Source organism: Halomicrococcus pelagicus (assembly GCF_050954125.1).
Genome location: NZ_JBPBWC010000024.1, coordinates 57,919 through 75,146 on the forward strand (window position 1 = coordinate 57,919; position 17,228 = coordinate 75,146).

General features: G+C 55.8%; 14 protein-coding genes and 2 pseudogenes. 8 read left to right on the top strand and 8 right to left on the bottom strand.

What is annotated here, in order from left to right:
- Positions 1–699: 699 nt before the first annotated feature.
- Positions 700–1,740: a hypothetical protein gene (locus tag ACRYA2_RS24440; RefSeq protein WP_433634003.1), complete on the bottom strand. Its 1,041-nt coding sequence runs from the start codon at positions 1,738–1,740 to the stop codon at positions 700–702.
- Between the two features lie 160 nt (positions 1,741–1,900).
- On the opposite strand from ACRYA2_RS24440, the pseudogene ACRYA2_RS24445 reads away from it, so the two are divergent.
- From ACRYA2_RS24445 to ACRYA2_RS24455, 3 genes and pseudogenes are all read left to right on the top strand, one after another.
- A pseudogene (locus tag ACRYA2_RS24445) lies at positions 1,901–2,164 on the top strand (DUF7347 domain-containing protein); the annotation flags it as partial.
- A 42-nt stretch (positions 2,165–2,206) separates the two neighbouring features.
- Complete coding sequence (locus ACRYA2_RS24450; protein WP_433634033.1) at positions 2,207–2,782, top strand: DUF7351 domain-containing protein; 576 nt, start codon at positions 2,207–2,209, stop codon at positions 2,780–2,782.
- A 269-nt stretch (positions 2,783–3,051) separates the two neighbouring features.
- Positions 3,052–3,768, top strand: a complete 717-nt coding sequence (locus ACRYA2_RS24455) for a helix-turn-helix domain-containing protein (protein WP_433634005.1) — start codon at positions 3,052–3,054, stop codon at positions 3,766–3,768.
- A 6-nt stretch (positions 3,769–3,774) separates the two neighbouring features.
- Here the strand turns inward: ACRYA2_RS24455 and ACRYA2_RS24460 are convergent, their stop codons facing one another.
- The 5 genes from ACRYA2_RS24460 to ACRYA2_RS24480 form a co-directional block, all read right to left on the bottom strand.
- Positions 3,775–4,743 carry an NADP-dependent oxidoreductase gene (locus ACRYA2_RS24460; protein ID WP_433634007.1) on the bottom strand — a complete coding sequence of 323 codons (969 nt, stop codon included), beginning with the start codon at positions 4,741–4,743 and terminating at the stop codon, positions 3,775–3,777.
- Positions 4,744–4,925: 182 nt separating this feature from the next.
- On the bottom strand, positions 4,926–5,312 hold the full coding sequence (locus ACRYA2_RS24465; RefSeq protein ID WP_433634009.1) for a DUF8070 family membrane protein: 387 nt from the start codon (positions 5,310–5,312) through the stop codon (positions 4,926–4,928).
- A gap of 861 nt (positions 5,313–6,173) precedes the next feature.
- Complete coding sequence (locus ACRYA2_RS24470) at positions 6,174–7,154, bottom strand: ABC transporter ATP-binding protein (RefSeq protein ID WP_433634011.1); 981 nt, start codon at positions 7,152–7,154, stop codon at positions 6,174–6,176.
- Positions 7,151–8,152, bottom strand: a complete 1,002-nt coding sequence (locus ACRYA2_RS24475; RefSeq protein WP_433634013.1) for an ABC transporter permease — start codon at positions 8,150–8,152, stop codon at positions 7,151–7,153. The genes ACRYA2_RS24470 and ACRYA2_RS24475 overlap by 4 nt, the downstream gene beginning before the upstream one ends.
- A gap of 28 nt (positions 8,153–8,180) precedes the next feature.
- Positions 8,181–9,290 carry an extracellular solute-binding protein gene (locus ACRYA2_RS24480; RefSeq protein WP_433634015.1) on the bottom strand — a complete coding sequence of 370 codons (1,110 nt, stop codon included), beginning with the start codon at positions 9,288–9,290 and terminating at the stop codon, positions 8,181–8,183.
- A gap of 64 nt (positions 9,291–9,354) precedes the next feature.
- On the opposite strand from ACRYA2_RS24480, the gene ACRYA2_RS24485 reads away from it, so the two are divergent.
- The 4 genes and pseudogenes from ACRYA2_RS24485 to ACRYA2_RS24500 form a co-directional block, all read left to right on the top strand.
- Positions 9,355–10,044 carry a TOBE domain-containing protein gene (locus ACRYA2_RS24485; RefSeq protein ID WP_433634035.1) on the top strand — a complete coding sequence of 230 codons (690 nt, stop codon included), beginning with the start codon at positions 9,355–9,357 and terminating at the stop codon, positions 10,042–10,044.
- Positions 10,045–10,049: 5 nt separating this feature from the next.
- Positions 10,050–10,802 (top strand): hypothetical protein, encoded by a 753-nt coding sequence (locus ACRYA2_RS24490; protein ID WP_433634017.1) that lies wholly within the window; start codon positions 10,050–10,052, stop codon positions 10,800–10,802.
- Positions 10,799–10,933: a hypothetical protein gene (locus ACRYA2_RS24495; RefSeq protein ID WP_433634019.1), complete on the top strand. Its 135-nt coding sequence runs from the start codon at positions 10,799–10,801 to the stop codon at positions 10,931–10,933. Before ACRYA2_RS24490 ends, ACRYA2_RS24495 begins: the two co-directional genes overlap by 4 nt.
- A 574-nt stretch (positions 10,934–11,507) precedes the next feature.
- Positions 11,508–11,951 (top strand): annotated as a pseudogene (locus tag ACRYA2_RS24500) (RNA-guided endonuclease InsQ/TnpB family protein); the annotation flags it as partial.
- A 24-nt stretch (positions 11,952–11,975) separates the two neighbouring features.
- Here ACRYA2_RS24500 and ACRYA2_RS24505 read toward each other — a convergent pair.
- Together ACRYA2_RS24505 and ACRYA2_RS24510 are read right to left on the bottom strand one after the other, a co-directional pair.
- Complete coding sequence (locus ACRYA2_RS24505) at positions 11,976–12,518, bottom strand: cupin domain-containing protein (protein WP_433634021.1); 543 nt, start codon at positions 12,516–12,518, stop codon at positions 11,976–11,978.
- A 228-nt stretch (positions 12,519–12,746) separates the two neighbouring features.
- On the bottom strand, positions 12,747–13,742 hold the full coding sequence (locus tag ACRYA2_RS24510; protein ID WP_433634023.1) for a DUF7351 domain-containing protein: 996 nt from the start codon (positions 13,740–13,742) through the stop codon (positions 12,747–12,749).
- A 1,426-nt stretch (positions 13,743–15,168) separates the two neighbouring features.
- Here ACRYA2_RS24510 and ACRYA2_RS24515 point away from each other — a divergent pair.
- Complete coding sequence (locus ACRYA2_RS24515) at positions 15,169–16,935, top strand: DUF4013 domain-containing protein (RefSeq protein WP_433634025.1); 1,767 nt, start codon at positions 15,169–15,171, stop codon at positions 16,933–16,935.
- Positions 16,936–17,228: the final 293 nt, after the last annotated feature.

The following is a 17,228-nucleotide window of genomic DNA, read 5'->3' on the forward strand; positions in this document are numbered from 1 at the left end:
GCACGCAGAGCGGCAATGTCGTGCCGTTCCGGACTCCCAGTGGTCGTCCGTCACTCCAATCGATGTCGTACGGACGTCTAGAGTCACGAGCCGTATAAAGGTTGCTTGTATAGCCAATTAGATTAAATTTCTATACACGGGAATTAGTACGGGATTTCGACCGGTCTTCCTGCAACCGGTCGTGGTCAGTGGTGTGTTACACCCCTCCCCAGGGGGTGGTGTCAGCGTCAGTGGGACGACGAGAACACCCGAGGTTGTGATATCACTGCTCCCGGGGGAGACTGCAGCCGAGTAATGAGACGCCAAGAGCGTGTTCCAGATTGATCGTGGTTAGCAGAAGTAGCAGAATATACTAACGAGTGCGGCTTGCGATGCTGGATTGAGAGTACAACACCACGATAGTAGAGGGGAAGAAGAAGTCGGAGAAATAGGCTCAGCCGCCCCTATTGAAATGTCCCTGACTGACACGAATCGGGTGCTGAATAGAGAGTATCTATCCATCACGGAGCGCCGTTAGTTTCGCCTCATTTCGGCCGATCGGCTGTTAGAACTCCGTTGCTAATGCACCGACGTAGATTCTACCAGATTTCGTTACTGTGCGCGGAGTCGTGCTGAAGACAGCGGGGGCATCGGTGAGAGGGGTCAGGTAGCTCAAACTGGATAGAAGGGTTCACATGTGGTGAATTATCTGGCACCTTGCTAGATGTTGCGGCCGAGATCCTCGCGCAGCGACTCAATATCGTCTCCGGCGAGCGACCGCTCGTGGAACTCCACGACGTCATTAAGGGCAGGCTCGGGTGTGTGGCCGACCCCTTTGTACATCCGAAAGACGGCGTTCACGTCGGCCTCCTCGTAGACTTCCCTACAGTGAGGAAACCGCTCCTCGTGGATGTCCTCGCCGTAGGTGTGCACCGCAATCCCCCGGAGTTCCGGGTCGGTCCACGCGTCCGGATACAGGAGTGCGTCTTTGTCGTCCTCGCTGCCCATATAGATGAACTGGTCGAGTTCGCGGAATGCCTCGCGGTCGAACGGCTTGCCGATCAACTCTTCGATGTTGGCGACACCGACGGGATAGTTCATGGGTCGTTCGCCAACCCCGCGCACGTCTGCCGTCTCCCGGAGCAGGATTGCCAGCCCGTTGATACCGCCAGCTGATACCGAACAGACCCGATCGGGGTGCAGGGCAGCGAACCGATTGACGAACACCGCCTGTGAGGAGAACCCGTTTAGGATAACCTCCTCGGGAACCGAGATGCCCTGTTCGGCGAGTCGTTCCTGGGCGTCGTCGACCATCGCCAACAGTTGCCGGTCGACTCGTTCAAGCGGTCCCTCGTCTATCTGCATCGTCTGGGCACAGAGCATGTGAATCATGTGTGTCCAGTCGACTGGCTCCTCGAACGGGCGCGGGAACACCGGGATGAGAATTGGAAGACCGAGTTCATCGGCGATATAGCGACCGGATTGCTCCTCGATACGTTGTCTGGCCAGTTCGAGGTGGCGGTCGAACTCCTCGATGAGTTCTCCGACGTTGTGTGGTTCGACCAGAATCGGCCGCTTGTCGTCGTCACGTGACGACGCATCTTCGGCCGTACGCTCCTCGTCGACACCCTCGGGAACCGCAAGATAGTACGGGTAATTGAATCCACGCTCGGGGTCGGCCTCGACCAGCGTCGGCCTGTCCGACGTGAGGCCCTGATCGGTCGTGTTGCTGCTCGCCACTGCATCACTGTTGTCGGGCATCGCTACTCAATCTGAGGGGTTACAGCCCTATAAGTATAATTTGAAAAACATTTCTGTAGGAAGTGGAATTGAAACGCTGTTCAATAGAAAAACTGACACTTCCACATCTTACGCGCCCAGCAGCACAATAATGAAGGGTCGTATCATGGAAAGAGAGAGTATGACAGACGAGGAGCCGACGGACGCCTTAGAAGCGACGTTCAGCCTCATCGCTAATGACATTCGATTGAACATTCTGTGGAATCTCTGGGATATCTACACGGACGACCCGAGCCCGGAGCCCGAGCCCGTTCCATTCTCGACGGTCAAAGACCGGGTCGGGGTCCGGGACTCGGGATAGTTCCACTACCATCTGGACGAGCTAGTCCCGCAGTTCGTCACCCACCACGATGAAGGGTACACGCTGACCTACGCCGGTGCGAAGGTCGTCGGGGCCGGTTTCTCGGGCGTGTACACGGACACTGGTGTGTCGCTTGACTCGCGGGCAGTCGACAAGTGCTCCAACTGTAATGGGACGCTTGAATTACGATACGAGCAGGGCCACACTGCCGTCGACTGCGACAGCTGTGGCGCGACGCGCATCATGTCCGCACCGCCGATACTCGTCGTCGCACACGACGTTGAGGAGAACCCGGAACTGCTCGGGACGTTCGCGACGACGCAGCTTCAGCAGACGATCCGTGGCTTTTGCTATCTCTGTAGCGGCCCGGTCGAAGGGACGGTCGTCGACTCGTCGCTCGACAGCGAGACTGACGACAGCGGGAACGTCAAGGTGGCCTACGAGTGTACGGAGTGTGGCGCTCCGTTCTACACCGCCGCCACGACGGCGGTGTTGGATCATCCAGTCGTCGTGTCGCTATTGCACGACGCCGGTATCGACTATCGGGAGATTCCGTCGTGGAGAATAACGCGAATACTCGATTCCGAGGAGCGTGTCAACGACGACGACCCCGTTCGCGTGGAGGTGACGGTGACCGTCGACGACGAACTGACGTTCGTACTCGACGAAAACCTCGACGTGGTCGAGTACAGCAGAGAATAATTCTGTTGACAGGGATCATTGCGCTCAACTCAGACAACCTCTGTTCGTACGAACCGCCCTGTGAGATACGCGCTGAGTATGCAGCAGGACTGCTGAAATATATCACCTAGTGAGGATTTCAACAAGGCCGAAGCTCCATCAGCGACCTACGCTGAAGCGGTGAGCTTGTGGGTAGCGAGTGGAATTCAGTCGCCTGATTTCGAGTGTAACCGACTCCGTGGTCGGGCGCAACCCCCTTACAAACACAGCATATACTGTGAGATAACCCAATGCGCGAGCTCGTAATCGAACTTCGCTATCAGCCCGACGTTGACCCTGTGATGGACACGTTCATCGAAAATGAACGCTTGGCCTCGAAAACGATTAATTTCTCAGTAACGAGCGAAAGCATCTGGAGAATCGACCGTGTCATCGGTCCAGCAGATGCTCTCGATCAACTCGAAGATGTGCTCTTTGATCCGACCGACTGCAATGAATGTCTCACCGACGAAACCTGCTCCACTGAGTGGGACTATGAGGTGCTCACTTCGACCCCGACCAGTAGAACGGTGTATACTCATGGGGTAGCGATTGAAGACTGTCACTCAGTCCCCCACCTTGCCATTGAGAACTTCGGGACTGGGCTCCTGTTTGAAGCCAAGCGTCGAGAGGATAGGTATGTCTGGCGTGTGCTCTCACCAACTGAAATCCGTGCTGGACCGTTCTACGAATCACTGAGTGCAGATCTGACGGACGGTATTGATGTCCAACTCACCCAATTGTCCGAACTCACGGAATGGGAAGACGATGTACTCTCGCTTGTGGATCTTCCGTACGAGCAGCGGCATACGCTCGAGACCGCCGTCGAACAGGGGTACTATGAAACCCCGCGCGAGATCAATACCGCAGAACTCGCAGACCACCTCGATATTCCGCGATCGACGCTCCAGTACCGACTGCAACGTGCAGAAGCGTGGTTAGCGAAACTCTTCGTGGATAGTCCGTGAGAGGCGTCAGTTTACAGTGAGGACCACCTTGCCCCGTCCGTGGCCCTTCTCCACGAGACGATGGGCTTCAGCAGCTTCTTCGAGTGGAAGCGTTTCTCGGATATACGGGCTTACATCGCCGTCGTCTATTAGAGCCCGGATCTGGTCGAGGTACTCCGCGTTTGGTTCAACGAACACGAGCTCCCCATCAACATTGTACTGGTCGGCCTTGTCTTGCTCTGGTTCGCGGAGTAGCGACACCAACACTCCACCGTCAGTGAGAACGTCGAACGACTTGGTGAGCGTTTCACCCCCGACCGGGTCGATCACGACGTCGACGGAATCCAACACCTCCTCGAAATTCTCCTCGCGGTAATTCACGAACTCATCGACACCGAGATTGCGGAGATACGCTTCATTACTCTCGGATGCAGTTCCGATGACGTGTGCATCGCGTTCGATCGCGAACTGGACCGCCATATGGCCGACGCCACCGGCAGCTGCATGCACTAACACCCGGTCACCGTCAGAAACGTCTGCTGCGTCGAACAACGCCTGCCAGGCTGTCAGTGATACCATCGGAACCGCAGCCGCTTCGGAATGCGAGAGTGAGGACGGCTTTCGAGCGATCTCATCGGCAGGCGCAGTTACGTATTCGGCGTACGTGCCGGCCAGTGTCGGGAAGCGGAGCATCCCGTAGACTTCCTCTCCCTCCTCCCAACTGCTGACGTCCTCACCAAGCGCTTCTACACTACCGGAAACATCCCAACCAGGCGTAATCGGGAAGGGGACGTCCTCATTGGCGTTGCGGACGTTCTGTCCAAGTCCGACGTTCTCTGGGTCTCGGGTCTTCCAATCGATCGGATTCACTCCTGCGGCTTCGACACGGAGCAAAACCTCATCGGCTGCGGGCTCGGGGACCGGGGCCGTTTCGTCTTCGAGAACCTCTTCGTCACCAAGTTCATGATAGCGAACGGCGTGCATCGAGTCAGTCATCGGTTGCGTCCGTTGATAGGGAAGTAAAGAGAATAGTCGTTTGTTTGGCTTTGGCTAGTTAGTATCTTGGCTATAGACAAACTATACAAATTGGTCGGCTGGCGTTCGGCCGGGCAGCAGCGAGCACTCCCGGATCGTCGGCGTACCAAGGTGGTCAAGATGATATGGTGATTGACGCGCTCTTAGAAGGTATAGAATGAGGATGGTTGCCCTGTAATGACGATGAACGCCATTCCGAGAATCCCGAATACGACCAACCCGATTGCGTAGAAGAAAAATTTGAGGTCAGATTCCAGTGTCGTTGGGGTCTGATTTTCGTCGGCTGGGTCAACGGTTGTACCTGTCACGCCTGTTGGGTCTTCATTCGCAACAACGGCAGCCCCCGTTCGAACGCTCCCAGACCCATTCAGCGAGTACACGACAAGTAAAACTCCAATTAGAACAGGACTAAAGAGAAGCGCCAACGAGCGGACGGTAAGAGCAGCGGCGATAACAACGGCAACGGTGACGCTACCATATCCAAGGCTATAGCGGAGGCCACACCGACGAATAAGTGACCAATCTACCATAATAACAAAACATGTTAGCCAACAATAAATTTTGCTGTGGACGGGGTGGGTCTGTACACAGTGCTGCAACGGCAACCAGCCACGGTGGGGTTTGACTCTCACACTGTAACGAGCACGTCTATAATCTCCTTCGCCACGATCTCCCCCTCTTTCACGACTATCTCGGGCACGTGCGCAAGGTCCTCGATTGACGACTGCATCAATCGAGTCCCAAGCTCGTTTTCGACATTTGATAGGGTTTCTGACAGTCGGTGCTATAGTTAACAGCATCTCGATGAGAGTGATATCACTTGACGGGTGTCCGTAGCCCTAGGACACCACGTGTCCAGTGAACTCGACGCTCACCACCCCAAAACACCCCCGGTCGCGAGTGATATCACAATGCCGGCTGTTGTTCTCGTCCAGACTCTGCGAACATCCATGGGGCCGGTGGAAGCAACACGAGACGCTCACGCCAGTCAGCCGTCGATTGCACGCAGAACGAGAAACCACACGCAGAGCGGACAGAGAGTGCCGTTCCGGACTCCCAGTGGTCGTCCGTCACTCCAATCGATGTCGTACGGACGTCTAGAGTCACAAGCCGTATAAAGGTTGCTCGTATAGACAGTTAGATTAAGTTTCTTTACGAGGGAATCAGCATGTGATTTCGATCGGTGTTACCGCCGACGAGCATGGTCAGTGGTACATTCCACCCCCGTCCCGGGGGTGGTATCGGCGTGAGTTGGACGACGAGAACACCCGGGGTTGTGATATCACTGGCATTGAGGGGACTGTCACCGAGTAATGAGACGTCCGAGAGTATGCTAGTTTGTTGTGAACGGTCGGCGCGAGGTGGAGAAAGGCACGCAATCGCCTGAGCAGTCAGAGGATTGTCTGCGAGGATTCGTCAAACGTGACGCCGACCCCTGCTCCGACAGGGGGCGGATCGGTGGTGTAGGCGTCGATCGTTTCGTCGTCGAGAGAGAGGGAGACGCGGAATGCTGCGTCTTCTCGGACGACCCGTTCGACGGTGGCAGTGACGTCGGCGGTGCCGTCAGTGACGTCGGTGGTGCCGTTCTTGATAGTAATGTTTTCGGGGCGGATCGCCAGCCACTCCGCGTCGTTAGGAGGGCTGACAGCGTCGCGGATCCCGTCGGCAGCGAGCGAGATGCAGTTACTCCCGGTAAACCGCGCGACGAATGGTGATGTTGGATGATTGAATATATCGTTGACTGTCCCGCGTTGGACGATGGTGCCGTCGTCTAAGACGAGAATCCGGTCTGCTAGTGTCCGAGCGGTCGTCCGGTTGTGTGTCACGTACACGGCAGTCACGTCGTCTAGCACGTCAAGCATGTCCCGTCGGAGACGAGTGCGGGTGGGTACGTCGAGTGCGGAGAGCGGTTCGTCCAACAGAAGGACGTCAGGCGTGACGTACAGTGAGCGTGCGAGTGCGACTCGCTGTTTCTCGCCGCCCGAGAGCGTCGGCGGATACCGGTCGGCGAGGTCGACGATACCCAGCTCTGACAGAAGCCTGTCAGCATCACCTGTTTCATCACAGTATCGACCGCCGTAACGGACGTTCTCGGTTACGGTCATGTGGGGAAACAATGCGTAGTCCTGGAATACGAACCCGAAATTGCGGTCTTCGGGTGCCGTATCGGTGAGGTCCGTGCCGTCGAGTGTGATTGTTCCTTCGTGGGGGTGGAACCCGGCGATCGTTTCCAGGAGCAGTGACTTTCCGCTACCGCTGGGACCGAGGATGACCACTGTTTCGCCGCTTTCGACCTCGAAGGAAGATGCAGTCGTGAATTCCTCTGCACCGGGAGCAGTGAACGTTGCCGCGAGATCGATCGAGAACGTCACGGCATCCCTCCAGTTGCCGGAGTATCGCTGTACGCGAGCCAGCGGATGATGAGGAAGGTGATTGTCGAGAAGACAAGCAGTATGAAGGTGACCGCACCGCTCTGTTCGAGGCCGCCTGAGAGGTACGCTCTCCGAATGAACACGGGAGCGTGCTGAGTCGTCACTGTATCGCCAGCCGGCGGGTAAAAGAAACTGACACTGTAGGCAACGATGGCCACCGCTCCGAATTCGGAAACAGATCGAGCCCACGCGAGCACACCGCCGGTGAGAATCCCACGGGCCGCCAGCGGTGCAGTAACTCGTCGGAATGTCTCGAAGCGGTTCGCCCCGTGGATCCGTGATGCGTACTCCACGCGAGTATCGATCGCCTCAAAGGCCTCGCGCGCGCTGTTGACTGCAAACGGGGCACTGACGAACACCATCGCTAAGACGAAGCCGACCATGGTGCCGAGGAGCGTCAGTTGTGGGAACACACCGCCTTCGCCGAATCCGAAGAGGACGATGATACCTGCGGCGGAGTGTGGCACGACGAGCGGGAGGTCGACGAGACTCTCGACGATCGACTGGCCGGGGAACCCCTGCGAGAGAACGAGTGCAAGTGGAACACCGAAAATGACACTCACCAACGCCGCTATCAGGGGACCGTACACTGACAGATAGAGCATTCGGTGGACCTCCGGATCAAGTGCTTGTTCGACGACGAGCGACGGCTGTTGACGAGCAACGAACATCGCCAACGGTAGTCCGATGGCGAGCAAGAGGACGCTCCCGAAAACGGCGGCCGTCATACCGAAGATACCTTCGTCCGCGGCATAGGCGGTCCCGAGGACACTCACTATTACGAACCCCGCATATGCAGTCGGAATACCGGCAGCGTACGTCGCTGCAAACGCGACAAGTTGCACGAGAATGAACGCCAGTATTAGCGAACCTCGCGGGAGCGACTCGAACAGGTCGCGCTTGCCGGCATCGATATCTGCCGTCTGTGGTGCAGTCATGAGGGTGAAAGGTGGTTAGCGTGTGACGCTACAATTTTAGCGGTCCGAGGCTCGACTTCGCGTTCGCGTGCTTCAGCACGTTCGACGGGACAGCGTCTTTGCTCGAAGCCGGGACGACGGCGGGGTCGACCGGAACAAGTCCCTTGTCCTTGAGAATCTCTTGGCCCTGGCCATTGATCATAAATTCGACCCACTTAGAACCAAGTTTCGATGCTTCGGCGACGCTGGGCACAGTGATTCCGTATGCAATTGGCGCCCCGGTGAAGGTGCCGGCATCGGTTTCGACCTTCGCCTTGGAGTAGTGTTTGGCATATTTGCTAGTCGCCTTCGAGAGGTCGACCTGCGGCTGGAGGTCGATATAGGGCATGTCCGAGGTGGAACTGATCGACTGGTAGTAGAGCGCGTAGTCGAGCTTGCCACTCTTCAGTTGGCCTTCGAGGTTCGTTTCCGTGCCGGTCGGTACTGTCGAGTTCTTGCGTAGCTTCTTGTAGGTCGACTGGTCGTACAGCTTCGAGCCCTGGAAGGGGATTTTGCCCAGTTGCTGCGTCATGACGGCACGGTAGCCGCTAGGATCCACCGCGGGATCGGAATGACCGATTGTTACGCCGTCACGCGATAGTACCTCCCACCAGTTGTCTTTGCTGATGTCATCGGCTCCTTTCGAGTCCTCTCGGTACTGAATCGACATCGAGTTGGTAGTGAAAATGCTGTACCAATCGCCGTATTCGGACAGGACTCGATTGCGGATAAGCCGAAAGTCAGAGACCCCGAGGACGTCAGCTTTCCGCCCGAGCTTGGTGATCTTTTTTGTTGACGCGACTGACCCTTTTGCTTCGCGGTTGACAGTGACGTCGTATTTTTCCTCGAATTTCGGCTGGGCAGCGCTGAATGGAGTTTCGAGACTTCCGGCATGGAAAATCGTCAGTGAGTCAGCCATCGACGACTGCGACCCAGACGAACTATCCGATGTACCCGTCGTCGTATCGGTGTTGCCGCCGTTACCGCCCTGTATACCCGTACAGCCGGCCAGGGCGACCGCTCCGGCTGCACCGCCTGTTTTCAGGAACGCCCGTCGAGAATGTCCAGTAGCGACATCGTGCCATTCACGCTGCTGTTGTTCACGTCGTTGTTTCGTCATGGATACATCCCCGTTCTATCTGAGATGGCATAACGGTTTTCATACCGGTCCGAATAGTAGAACCATGGATGTCCAAACGAAGTTCGACACATACATCGGAAGCGACGGCGTGGCACTGGACGCACGCGATGTCGCGCTATTGCAGGCAATCGATTCCAACGGATCGTTGAACGCCGCCGCCGACGACCTCGGACGGTCGTACGGCCACTCACAACGACGAATCGTCGAACTGGAGGAAGCATTCGGGTCGCTCGTCGAACGTCAACGCGGCGGTACCAACGGTGGTGGAAGCACACTAACCGAAACCGCAGAAAAGTTGCTCGCGCAGTTCGAGCGTGCACAAACAGGTTTCAAGGGAGTCGCCGAAATCACCGAAAACGTCCTCACCGGCACCATCACTGAGCGCGATGGCGAACTCGCAACCGTCGAAACGACGGCCGGTCTTCTGCGAGCACTCATCCCACAGGATAGTGACGGAGAGGTGGAGTTGATGCTTCGCGCGGATGCTGTGACAGTGAACGATCCCGCAGACGTCCCGCTGCCGGAAAATACGAGCGCCCGAAACCGCTTCAACGGTACAATTGTCGATATCGAGGACGGCGAGCGTATCCATCGTATCGCGGTCGATATCAATGCTGACGACCCGTTGGCTGTAATTATTACAGAAGACAGTCGTGAAAAGCTTGGCCTCGCTGAGGGCAGCGAGGTCGTCGTCTCTTTCAAAGCTACTGCAATCCGTGGCATTCCTGTGTAGTCCAGGTGCTCGCGAACGGCGAGACGACGATCGAAGAACTCCATCTCAAGGTTGACCCCGACACATCGATCGGCGAGTACGAGCCCGACTCGTACTATCTCACGGTCACACCCGACGACCTCGCCGAACCTGGCCCAGAACTCGACTGGGAGACACTCCGGGACGCAGTCGAGAATCCCGAGGACGGCGGCTACTGGAACGACACCCTCGAAATCCACGAAAGCCGCGTTGGCGAAGACGTCCTGAAGGCGAGCCACCGACCCGCCGCTCGTATCCTCTCCGGTCTTGCACGCTCACAGGCCTATGAGAACGGCGTCGTTCCCCGGGAGACGATCGACGACCTCGTCGACACCTACTGTCTCCACCTCACCAACCGTGTCGCAGACGCCGAACAGGAACGCGGCAAGGAACACATCCGCGAGACGTACACGGACCTCATTACTGACCAGCTCTACGAGAATCCAAGTCCGACCGCCGATTCGTACTACTGCAGCACGGACACGCTCCAGACGCGGCTGCAGACGGAGCTAGACACCGCACAGTCTGTCGCCGAGCGCGCCGACATGTCACCGACTTCGACGCCTGGAAACCGACTAACGCCGACGACGACGATGAGACCAACGAGCTGCGCGAGGAGTGGGAGCGTGATCTCGCCCGCTGGCTCACCGATATCGCTCGCGCAAAGCACGCCGGACGTACGTACGCTACTGAACTCCGTTGTGGTGACTACGAAATCGACCACGCCGATGAAAGTATGACTGCGTTCGATGCGATGCACGCTCGCCTACACGATGCGCTCGAAGCAGTCGACGATCTCCCAGCGGACGTGACTGCCGACATCATCGATCGACTTGACGATGCGGTTGTTGCCGCCATCGCCGGCAACTAATCGGCGCAAGACGACGACAGCGTTCGCCCGAGTGCCCGTAGCGTCAGCGGTCGCCAAGAGAACGCAGTCTTCCAATAGGTACCCAGAGCACACCGAACGGGTGCCGCTGAGCGACTGCTAAAGAGACGTGTTGCTGGACTCGGTCACAGAGTACGGATCCAGTCGGAGTTGGGTGTGAACGGCAGGTGACGGGGTCTATCTTTAATCAGCGAGAGAATCCCGCCGTGTACGGCGGGAGTAAATCTGACATCCCCCACACAACCCACGCATCGACACTAATACGGATATTGAAGGAGTATCGGTTCAGAATATGACGTACACCGAGGCGGTCACACCGCCCACTTAATTGCACACTATCGGGACTCCGAGGCCCAGACCGTTCAAGACATCCTCTTGAACCGCTGTGGTATCTCGGTCAGCAAGATACCTCCGAGTCCTATGCCGGGATAGGAGTACCGGCGGTGTGGCCCCGCCATCGACCCGTCATGCCAACGGGTCGGAAACCAGCAACTAGCCCACCCCAGCGGTGCGGTGCCGTGGGACGCCTCGCCGGGTACGGCGAGGAGGAGGTCACGGACGGGAGTACGACCTTGTAGCAGTTGAAGACTTGAACGTGAAGGGGATGATGGAGTCGTCGTCGAACAGCCGCACCACCGCGTCTGCCGCGTGGCGGACGTTCCTCTCGTTGCTCGAATACAAGTGTGAACGAGCAGGAACGCACTTCGTGGCGGTCAACCCGAGAGGGACGACCAAAGAGTGCGCGTCATGCGGCATCTCGACGGACAAGCCGCTATGGGTCCGTGAACATTCCTGTCCATCGTGCGGGTTCACCGCCGACCGAGACTGGAACGCGGCGTGGAACATTCTGTCTCGCGGCCTCGAAGACGTAGGAGTGGGACGCTCCGAATTACCGCCTGTGGAGACTGCGCTCCCGACGGAAACTACTCCGGTTCCTTCACAGCGCGTCATCGAAGCAGGAAGCCCCACCCTCACGCGCGAGCCGTCAGGCGAGCGGTAGGGTGGGGTAGTTCACAATCGCTGACTAATCCGGGAGGTGGTATCCGAGCAAGCGGCCCAGGCCAGCTAGACTCTTAAAGACCCAGTGTGGGGGGCTCACTGCGTATATGTCCTCCTCGTGTTCCGTCGTCAGCATTGCTAACAGCACGATGTCTTTGAAGCCCTCCGGAGGCAATGACACCCCCTGCTCCGTGACGAGCTGATGGAACCGCCGGAAGAACGCCTCGTGCTGTAGTGCGGGCTCGTGGACGTTGATGATCTCGACGGGGGTCGCGTTCCTGAACGTGTGAGCCGTGCCCGGAGGAACTGTGTGTTCCTCACCAGCCGTTACCTCCATCCATTCCCCATCTACGTACACTTCCAACACACCTGAAACCACTTCGTAGCGCTCTTCGGCGTGTGGATGGGTGTGGACGAACGGGCCGTCTTCGGGGACGTCTTCGATCTCAAATCGCATTTCCAGCAGTTCCCCGTCCGTGTCCGCTGTCGAACGCGTGATTTCCCAGCGGCCAGGGAAACCGCCCCAATCGAGGACGCGATCCTGCTTGCCGCGATCTACTGCCGTCATGGAGTTACCCCCGTGGTACACTCTCTGTTCGGCATCGATTTGCTTGTCATAGTCATTCGTCACTTCCTGTGCCGTCCGTTCCGCCGCTTGTGTCGCCTCGAGGCACCTCCGCGTAACGGACACCACAGTGCCGGATTGTGCTCTGATACGAGCAGCTAGTGCTAGCGCTGAGATCAACTTATGTGTTTGGAGAAGAACATTTCTCTAACAGAGCCAGACGTGTCCGGATTACGAAACAACGGTGTCAGTCCGTGGCTCCCGATCGAACTCGACGATGTTCATCTCGTCGTCCAACGTGAGAGTGAACACCGTCGTCTCGACCTCGATACAAAGCGATACGCGGAGAGGCTCCATCGAGACGTTGGTCTCGACGTTATTCTGTAGCAGTTCGATGGCGTCGTCGACCGCCGGTGAGTCGGTGTCCAACTCGGGATTGCCGGTCAGTTCGGTCGCTAAGACGAGACCAGTCGCAAACATCTCGACCGGTAACCGCTTGGCGAATCCACAGGTGCTACATCTCATATCTGCCCAGACCGGAAACGGCGTTCCACAGGTGTCGCAGGCGTGCCTCCCATCACGTTCGTGCACGTCACAGACTGTCACCGACGACGAGATCGGCCCTGCACACTCCCGACAGATGCCGTACATTAGATACGTTATGTCCAGAGCACACCGATAGAGTCCGGCTGCGAGCGCTTGCTCAGTGTTTCGGGTCGTCAGCCCTGCTGCTGGATAGTTCGTGAGGAAGAGCGTCCCCGTCGGCGCTTGATCGCCGAACAACCCATCGCACTCGGTACAGCCGACTCGCAGCCACTGATCCTCGTAGGTGGCCGCAACGGTTGCCCCGCACAACGGACAATTCTCGTCGAGTTCCTGAGAGAAGTCAAGGCTCTCCGCTCCAGAAACGGCTATCACCGTTCTGGCGATCTGCTTTCCTGCACTGCTCAACCGGTATCCGTCGTCAGTTCGGCGGACGAAGTGAGGAGCGAGTTCCGAGAGGTGGTAGTTGAACTTCCCGTTATCATCGACGTCAACCTCGTTTTGCAACTCGGAATACGACACCACTTCGACAGCATCAGAGCCGTCGTCGTACACGTGGGCGGCACCTGCCCGCCAGAGCACGCGGATGATCTCTAACCGGATTTCGTTCCCCAGAATGGCGAAGGCCTCGTCCGGGGAAAGCCCGTCCAGTTCGAGATCAGGAGTGAACCGAGTCTGAGTCATGGTACCAATACACGCTACAGACTCATTAAACGCACCTCCAGACCGTTCACGGGAGGCTGAGAAAGGTACAAGATACGCGTCCCGTACTCAGCACGGTCACTGAATCGAACCTTCATCCACTAGATAATGTCGGGTATGGCCTTCGAGCATGGGGGCTTCCACCCGACGGTCACCTCTGACGAGAGCCAACATGGGTCGTGTCCTTCCCGTTCTACGGCCCTTTTGCATCCTGATCCCCTCCGTGCCCGGTTCTCGACCAGATCTACAGGTGAGACGGAACTATCCCTGGTAGTATTTTCATCCACAACAAGATTTTACTTTTTGCAAGTTGGAATGCAATTGTCGAGGCCGCCCATGCCGTTGGATTGATCCTCGACATCTGCAAAGTAGTGCTGTCTCACAGGAGCATGGACTGCCTGCCCCATGTCTCCACGCTCTCTGTCATCGTCGTCATGAGGGTTCGCCCCCGACGAACCTACTCCAGTACAAGAGACGAAAAGACAGGGACACACTCGGCTATTACGCTAGAATTCACAGACTGGACGGAAAGTGATGAGAGCCTCTAGTTCTCCGCTCAACGCGTCCTGGTACATCCTGCATGCCGAGAATGACAACTGTCGTGTGCCGGCGACGCTGGCGGCGCTGCTCGACCGAGCACGAGGGCCCGTTATCGGTGACAGTAGTGTTGATTACGAACAAGCAGCCGTGAGGAAGTGCACGGAGCGGTGGCAGATCACAGTGGGTAGTCGCTCTGTGAACTACCCTACCCTACTCACTCGCCGCTGACGCGGCTCGTTCCTTGAGGGGAGGGCTACCATTTTCGGTGGACGTGGGGCTGTGGGCCTGCAATAGAACGTGTATGAACAGATGATGACGGCGCTGTATCCCAGCCCTACTGCGCTACTCGCTCCGCTGCGTTGCTCGTTGAGGACGGGGGCTTAGCGCCTGTATTCAGCTAAACTGGCAGAAACTGTTGAAACCGTTCACGAAACGAAACGACACTAGGGGTCTAATACCAGCCCATGTCTTGGCGGAACTGCATCGAGCAGCCTCGTCGGTACATGGTGACTCACATTGACGGCGGCGCTCAGATGCAGATGCGGGAGTACAAGCACCTACCCATCTGCCTACGCTCACCGCATCACCACCTCCTTCCATCTCCTCTACACATGGCGACTGACGTTGGTATCCATCAAATTGCGTCAGAATCAGCGCTGATCGAACAGCGGGATGGTGACCGTGAACGGAGGCTATTCTCCTGCCTCATCCGAGGTCAGAACGGGAGTCCACGCTGAATCCCACGACTTTAGTCGTGGGTAGCTCAAAGCGGTTGAAGCGAGCTTGTACGGTATTTTGGCTTGATGAAGAGAACGACCGTCCACTTTGATGTAGTTTGCGGTGGAGCGTTGTGGGGAGGGAGAGATGGGTGAGTGATCCAGTACGCATAGTTACTGAAAGTCGAGGCGTTGAGGCTATTCGATCAGCGTATGGGTATTTTCGGTCTCTTCCTGAGCTCACTACTACAGTATTGTTGGGTGGTTTGCTATGGGGGTATGGAATTTGGCTGGTGCTTCCCTCTGTGTTTGTAATGGGAATCTATATCCGAATTTTGCAAAATACGTCGGGGATTTCGGCAGCTGATCCTCAAGAGCCGTCGTTTACGAATTGGCCGCAGCTTCTCAGTATTGGAGCCAAATCCTACATAATATGGTTTACATACCTGGCGATAGCATTAGTGGGTAGTCTCCCAGCTAGCACATCAAATAGGCAGAGCGCAGAATTATTTCTCGCTCTTTTCAGCTCATTAGCTGGCGCAAGCCAATTTCAATTACTAGCAAATATCACAAATACAGGAGAAACAGCGCTACGAGAATCAATCGCCTTTTCGAGCATCGTCTCTCCAAAGGCGCTCTTGTTCTTGATAGGTATGTATATCGCTCCTGCAGCGATGATTGCCTTTTCTGAAGAGAATTCTCTCCGCGCAGGGTTCGACTTTTCAGAAATAAAGAGTATACTGGAACGCGAATATTATGCCAAGCATTGGGTACTCTTCATGCTATTTTGGTTGCTCAGTACCATAACACTCTGGTCCCATACCGGGCTATTAGAATCTTCAACTCAGCCGGTTCTTATCGGTCTTCTCAGGGAGTCGATTGAATTTCTTCGTGGATTTTTAAGCTTCATAATTTTGTCGATGGGTTACATCATTCTCGGACAATCACGAGCACACGATACAGAACGAACAGTAGGCGACATCGGGATGGAATATTTAGCAAGTAACAGATTCACTCAGTTGGTGCAAAAAAGCGACAGAGTTTCTCGAACGTTCCTAATTGGTGTTGTTCTTACAGTATTTCACAGTCTGCCGTCCGCACTGTTTCTTAGCGGCTATATCGCTCAGCTCCTTCGAACAGTGCTTAAAGACGAAGACCAACTACCGACATTCAAAAACTGGAGACAAATCCTAAGGGATGGATCAATCGTATTTGGCGTCTGGTCAGTATTTGGATTTCTATCTGCGTTCTTCCTTGGGTTTCTCACTTTATATACTCCATCTTCAGTTGAAGATTTGTCGATCGAATTTCGCCCCGGCGAGCAGATAGATTTCGGCGATCTGATTACAACTGCAACATTCACGATTGGATCGCCAATCGATGCACCGACCATGGCTCGTGATCTCTACTCTTTTTTCTGGTTCGATCTACAAGATATGGTGGGATCTTATATTCCAATTGTTAATAGGACTGTTCCAGCTGTTCTCGTAGACCATTGGTGGATATTTCTACTACCTGTCCTTCTTTCGTATTTCACTCTCTGGTATTTTCTCCCAATCATATTGTGTATCTATGTATCCGATACAGATATTCCAGTCTATCGTGCACCAATAGAAATAAAGAAAGTAAGCATGAGTCGTGTCTACTTCAGTAACTGGCTGATCGCAGCCTCCTATTGGTTGCTTATTGCATTTCTCTTCCAAGTATGGAATTGGTGGCGAGTAGCTCCAGTTAGGGCAGAAAAGTCGGATACTGTCCCCATCATCTCTTTTAAAGGGTTTTCACTATTAGAAGTACCTTCGAATCTTGGCCTCCAAAGCAGTTTCTTACTATTTATAATATCTATACCCATATTCTTTCTAATAATTGAATCATACCTGAAAATAGGGTACGGAGTCAAACATGGACTCAACAAATAAAACGATACACAATGTTCGCAGCTACTGGTCGCCTCTTACCAGCGTGTGTGGTTTGCGTCATCGAGTGTTGGCTTCCTCCCCGACCTCAAGGGCCAGGGTATCCGCCTCGCAATTCTATGAAGAGATGGATGTTCTGCGACGATACCAACATTCGGAGTGGAAAACTCTGCGCGCGAAAAGCCGTTTGTTAGGAATCGGTGTCAGCGGTCGTTCATCCGGCGGCTTCTTGACTCATGAACGTTCGATGCCCGGCGAGATAATCGTACGTTCCCCCAAGTACGAGTCCATAGAGG

What these genes read in the sequence shown, in the direction of transcription:
- ACRYA2_RS24440 (WP_433634003.1), bottom strand. Translation starts at nt 1,740, where the DNA reads ATGCCCGACAACAGTGATGCAGTGGCGAGCAGCAACACGACCGATCAG.
- ACRYA2_RS24455 (WP_433634005.1), top strand. Translation starts at nt 3,052, where the DNA reads ATGCGCGAGCTCGTAATCGAACTTCGCTATCAGCCCGACGTTGACCCT.
- ACRYA2_RS24460 (WP_433634007.1), bottom strand. Translation starts at nt 4,743, where the DNA reads ATGACTGACTCGATGCACGCCGTTCGCTATCATGAACTTGGTGACGAA.
- ACRYA2_RS24465 (WP_433634009.1), bottom strand. Translation starts at nt 5,312, where the DNA reads ATGGTAGATTGGTCACTTATTCGTCGGTGTGGCCTCCGCTATAGCCTT.
- ACRYA2_RS24475 (WP_433634013.1), bottom strand. Translation starts at nt 8,152, where the DNA reads ATGACTGCACCACAGACGGCAGATATCGATGCCGGCAAGCGCGACCTG.
- ACRYA2_RS24480 (WP_433634015.1), bottom strand. Translation starts at nt 9,290, where the DNA reads ATGACGAAACAACGACGTGAACAACAGCAGCGTGAATGGCACGATGTC.
- ACRYA2_RS24485 (WP_433634035.1), top strand. Translation starts at nt 9,355, where the DNA reads ATGGATGTCCAAACGAAGTTCGACACATACATCGGAAGCGACGGCGTG.
- ACRYA2_RS24495 (WP_433634019.1), top strand. Translation starts at nt 10,799, where the DNA reads ATGACTGCGTTCGATGCGATGCACGCTCGCCTACACGATGCGCTCGAA.
- ACRYA2_RS24505 (WP_433634021.1), bottom strand. Translation starts at nt 12,518, where the DNA reads ATGACGGCAGTAGATCGCGGCAAGCAGGATCGCGTCCTCGATTGGGGC.
- ACRYA2_RS24510 (WP_433634023.1), bottom strand. Translation starts at nt 13,742, where the DNA reads ATGACTCAGACTCGGTTCACTCCTGATCTCGAACTGGACGGGCTTTCC.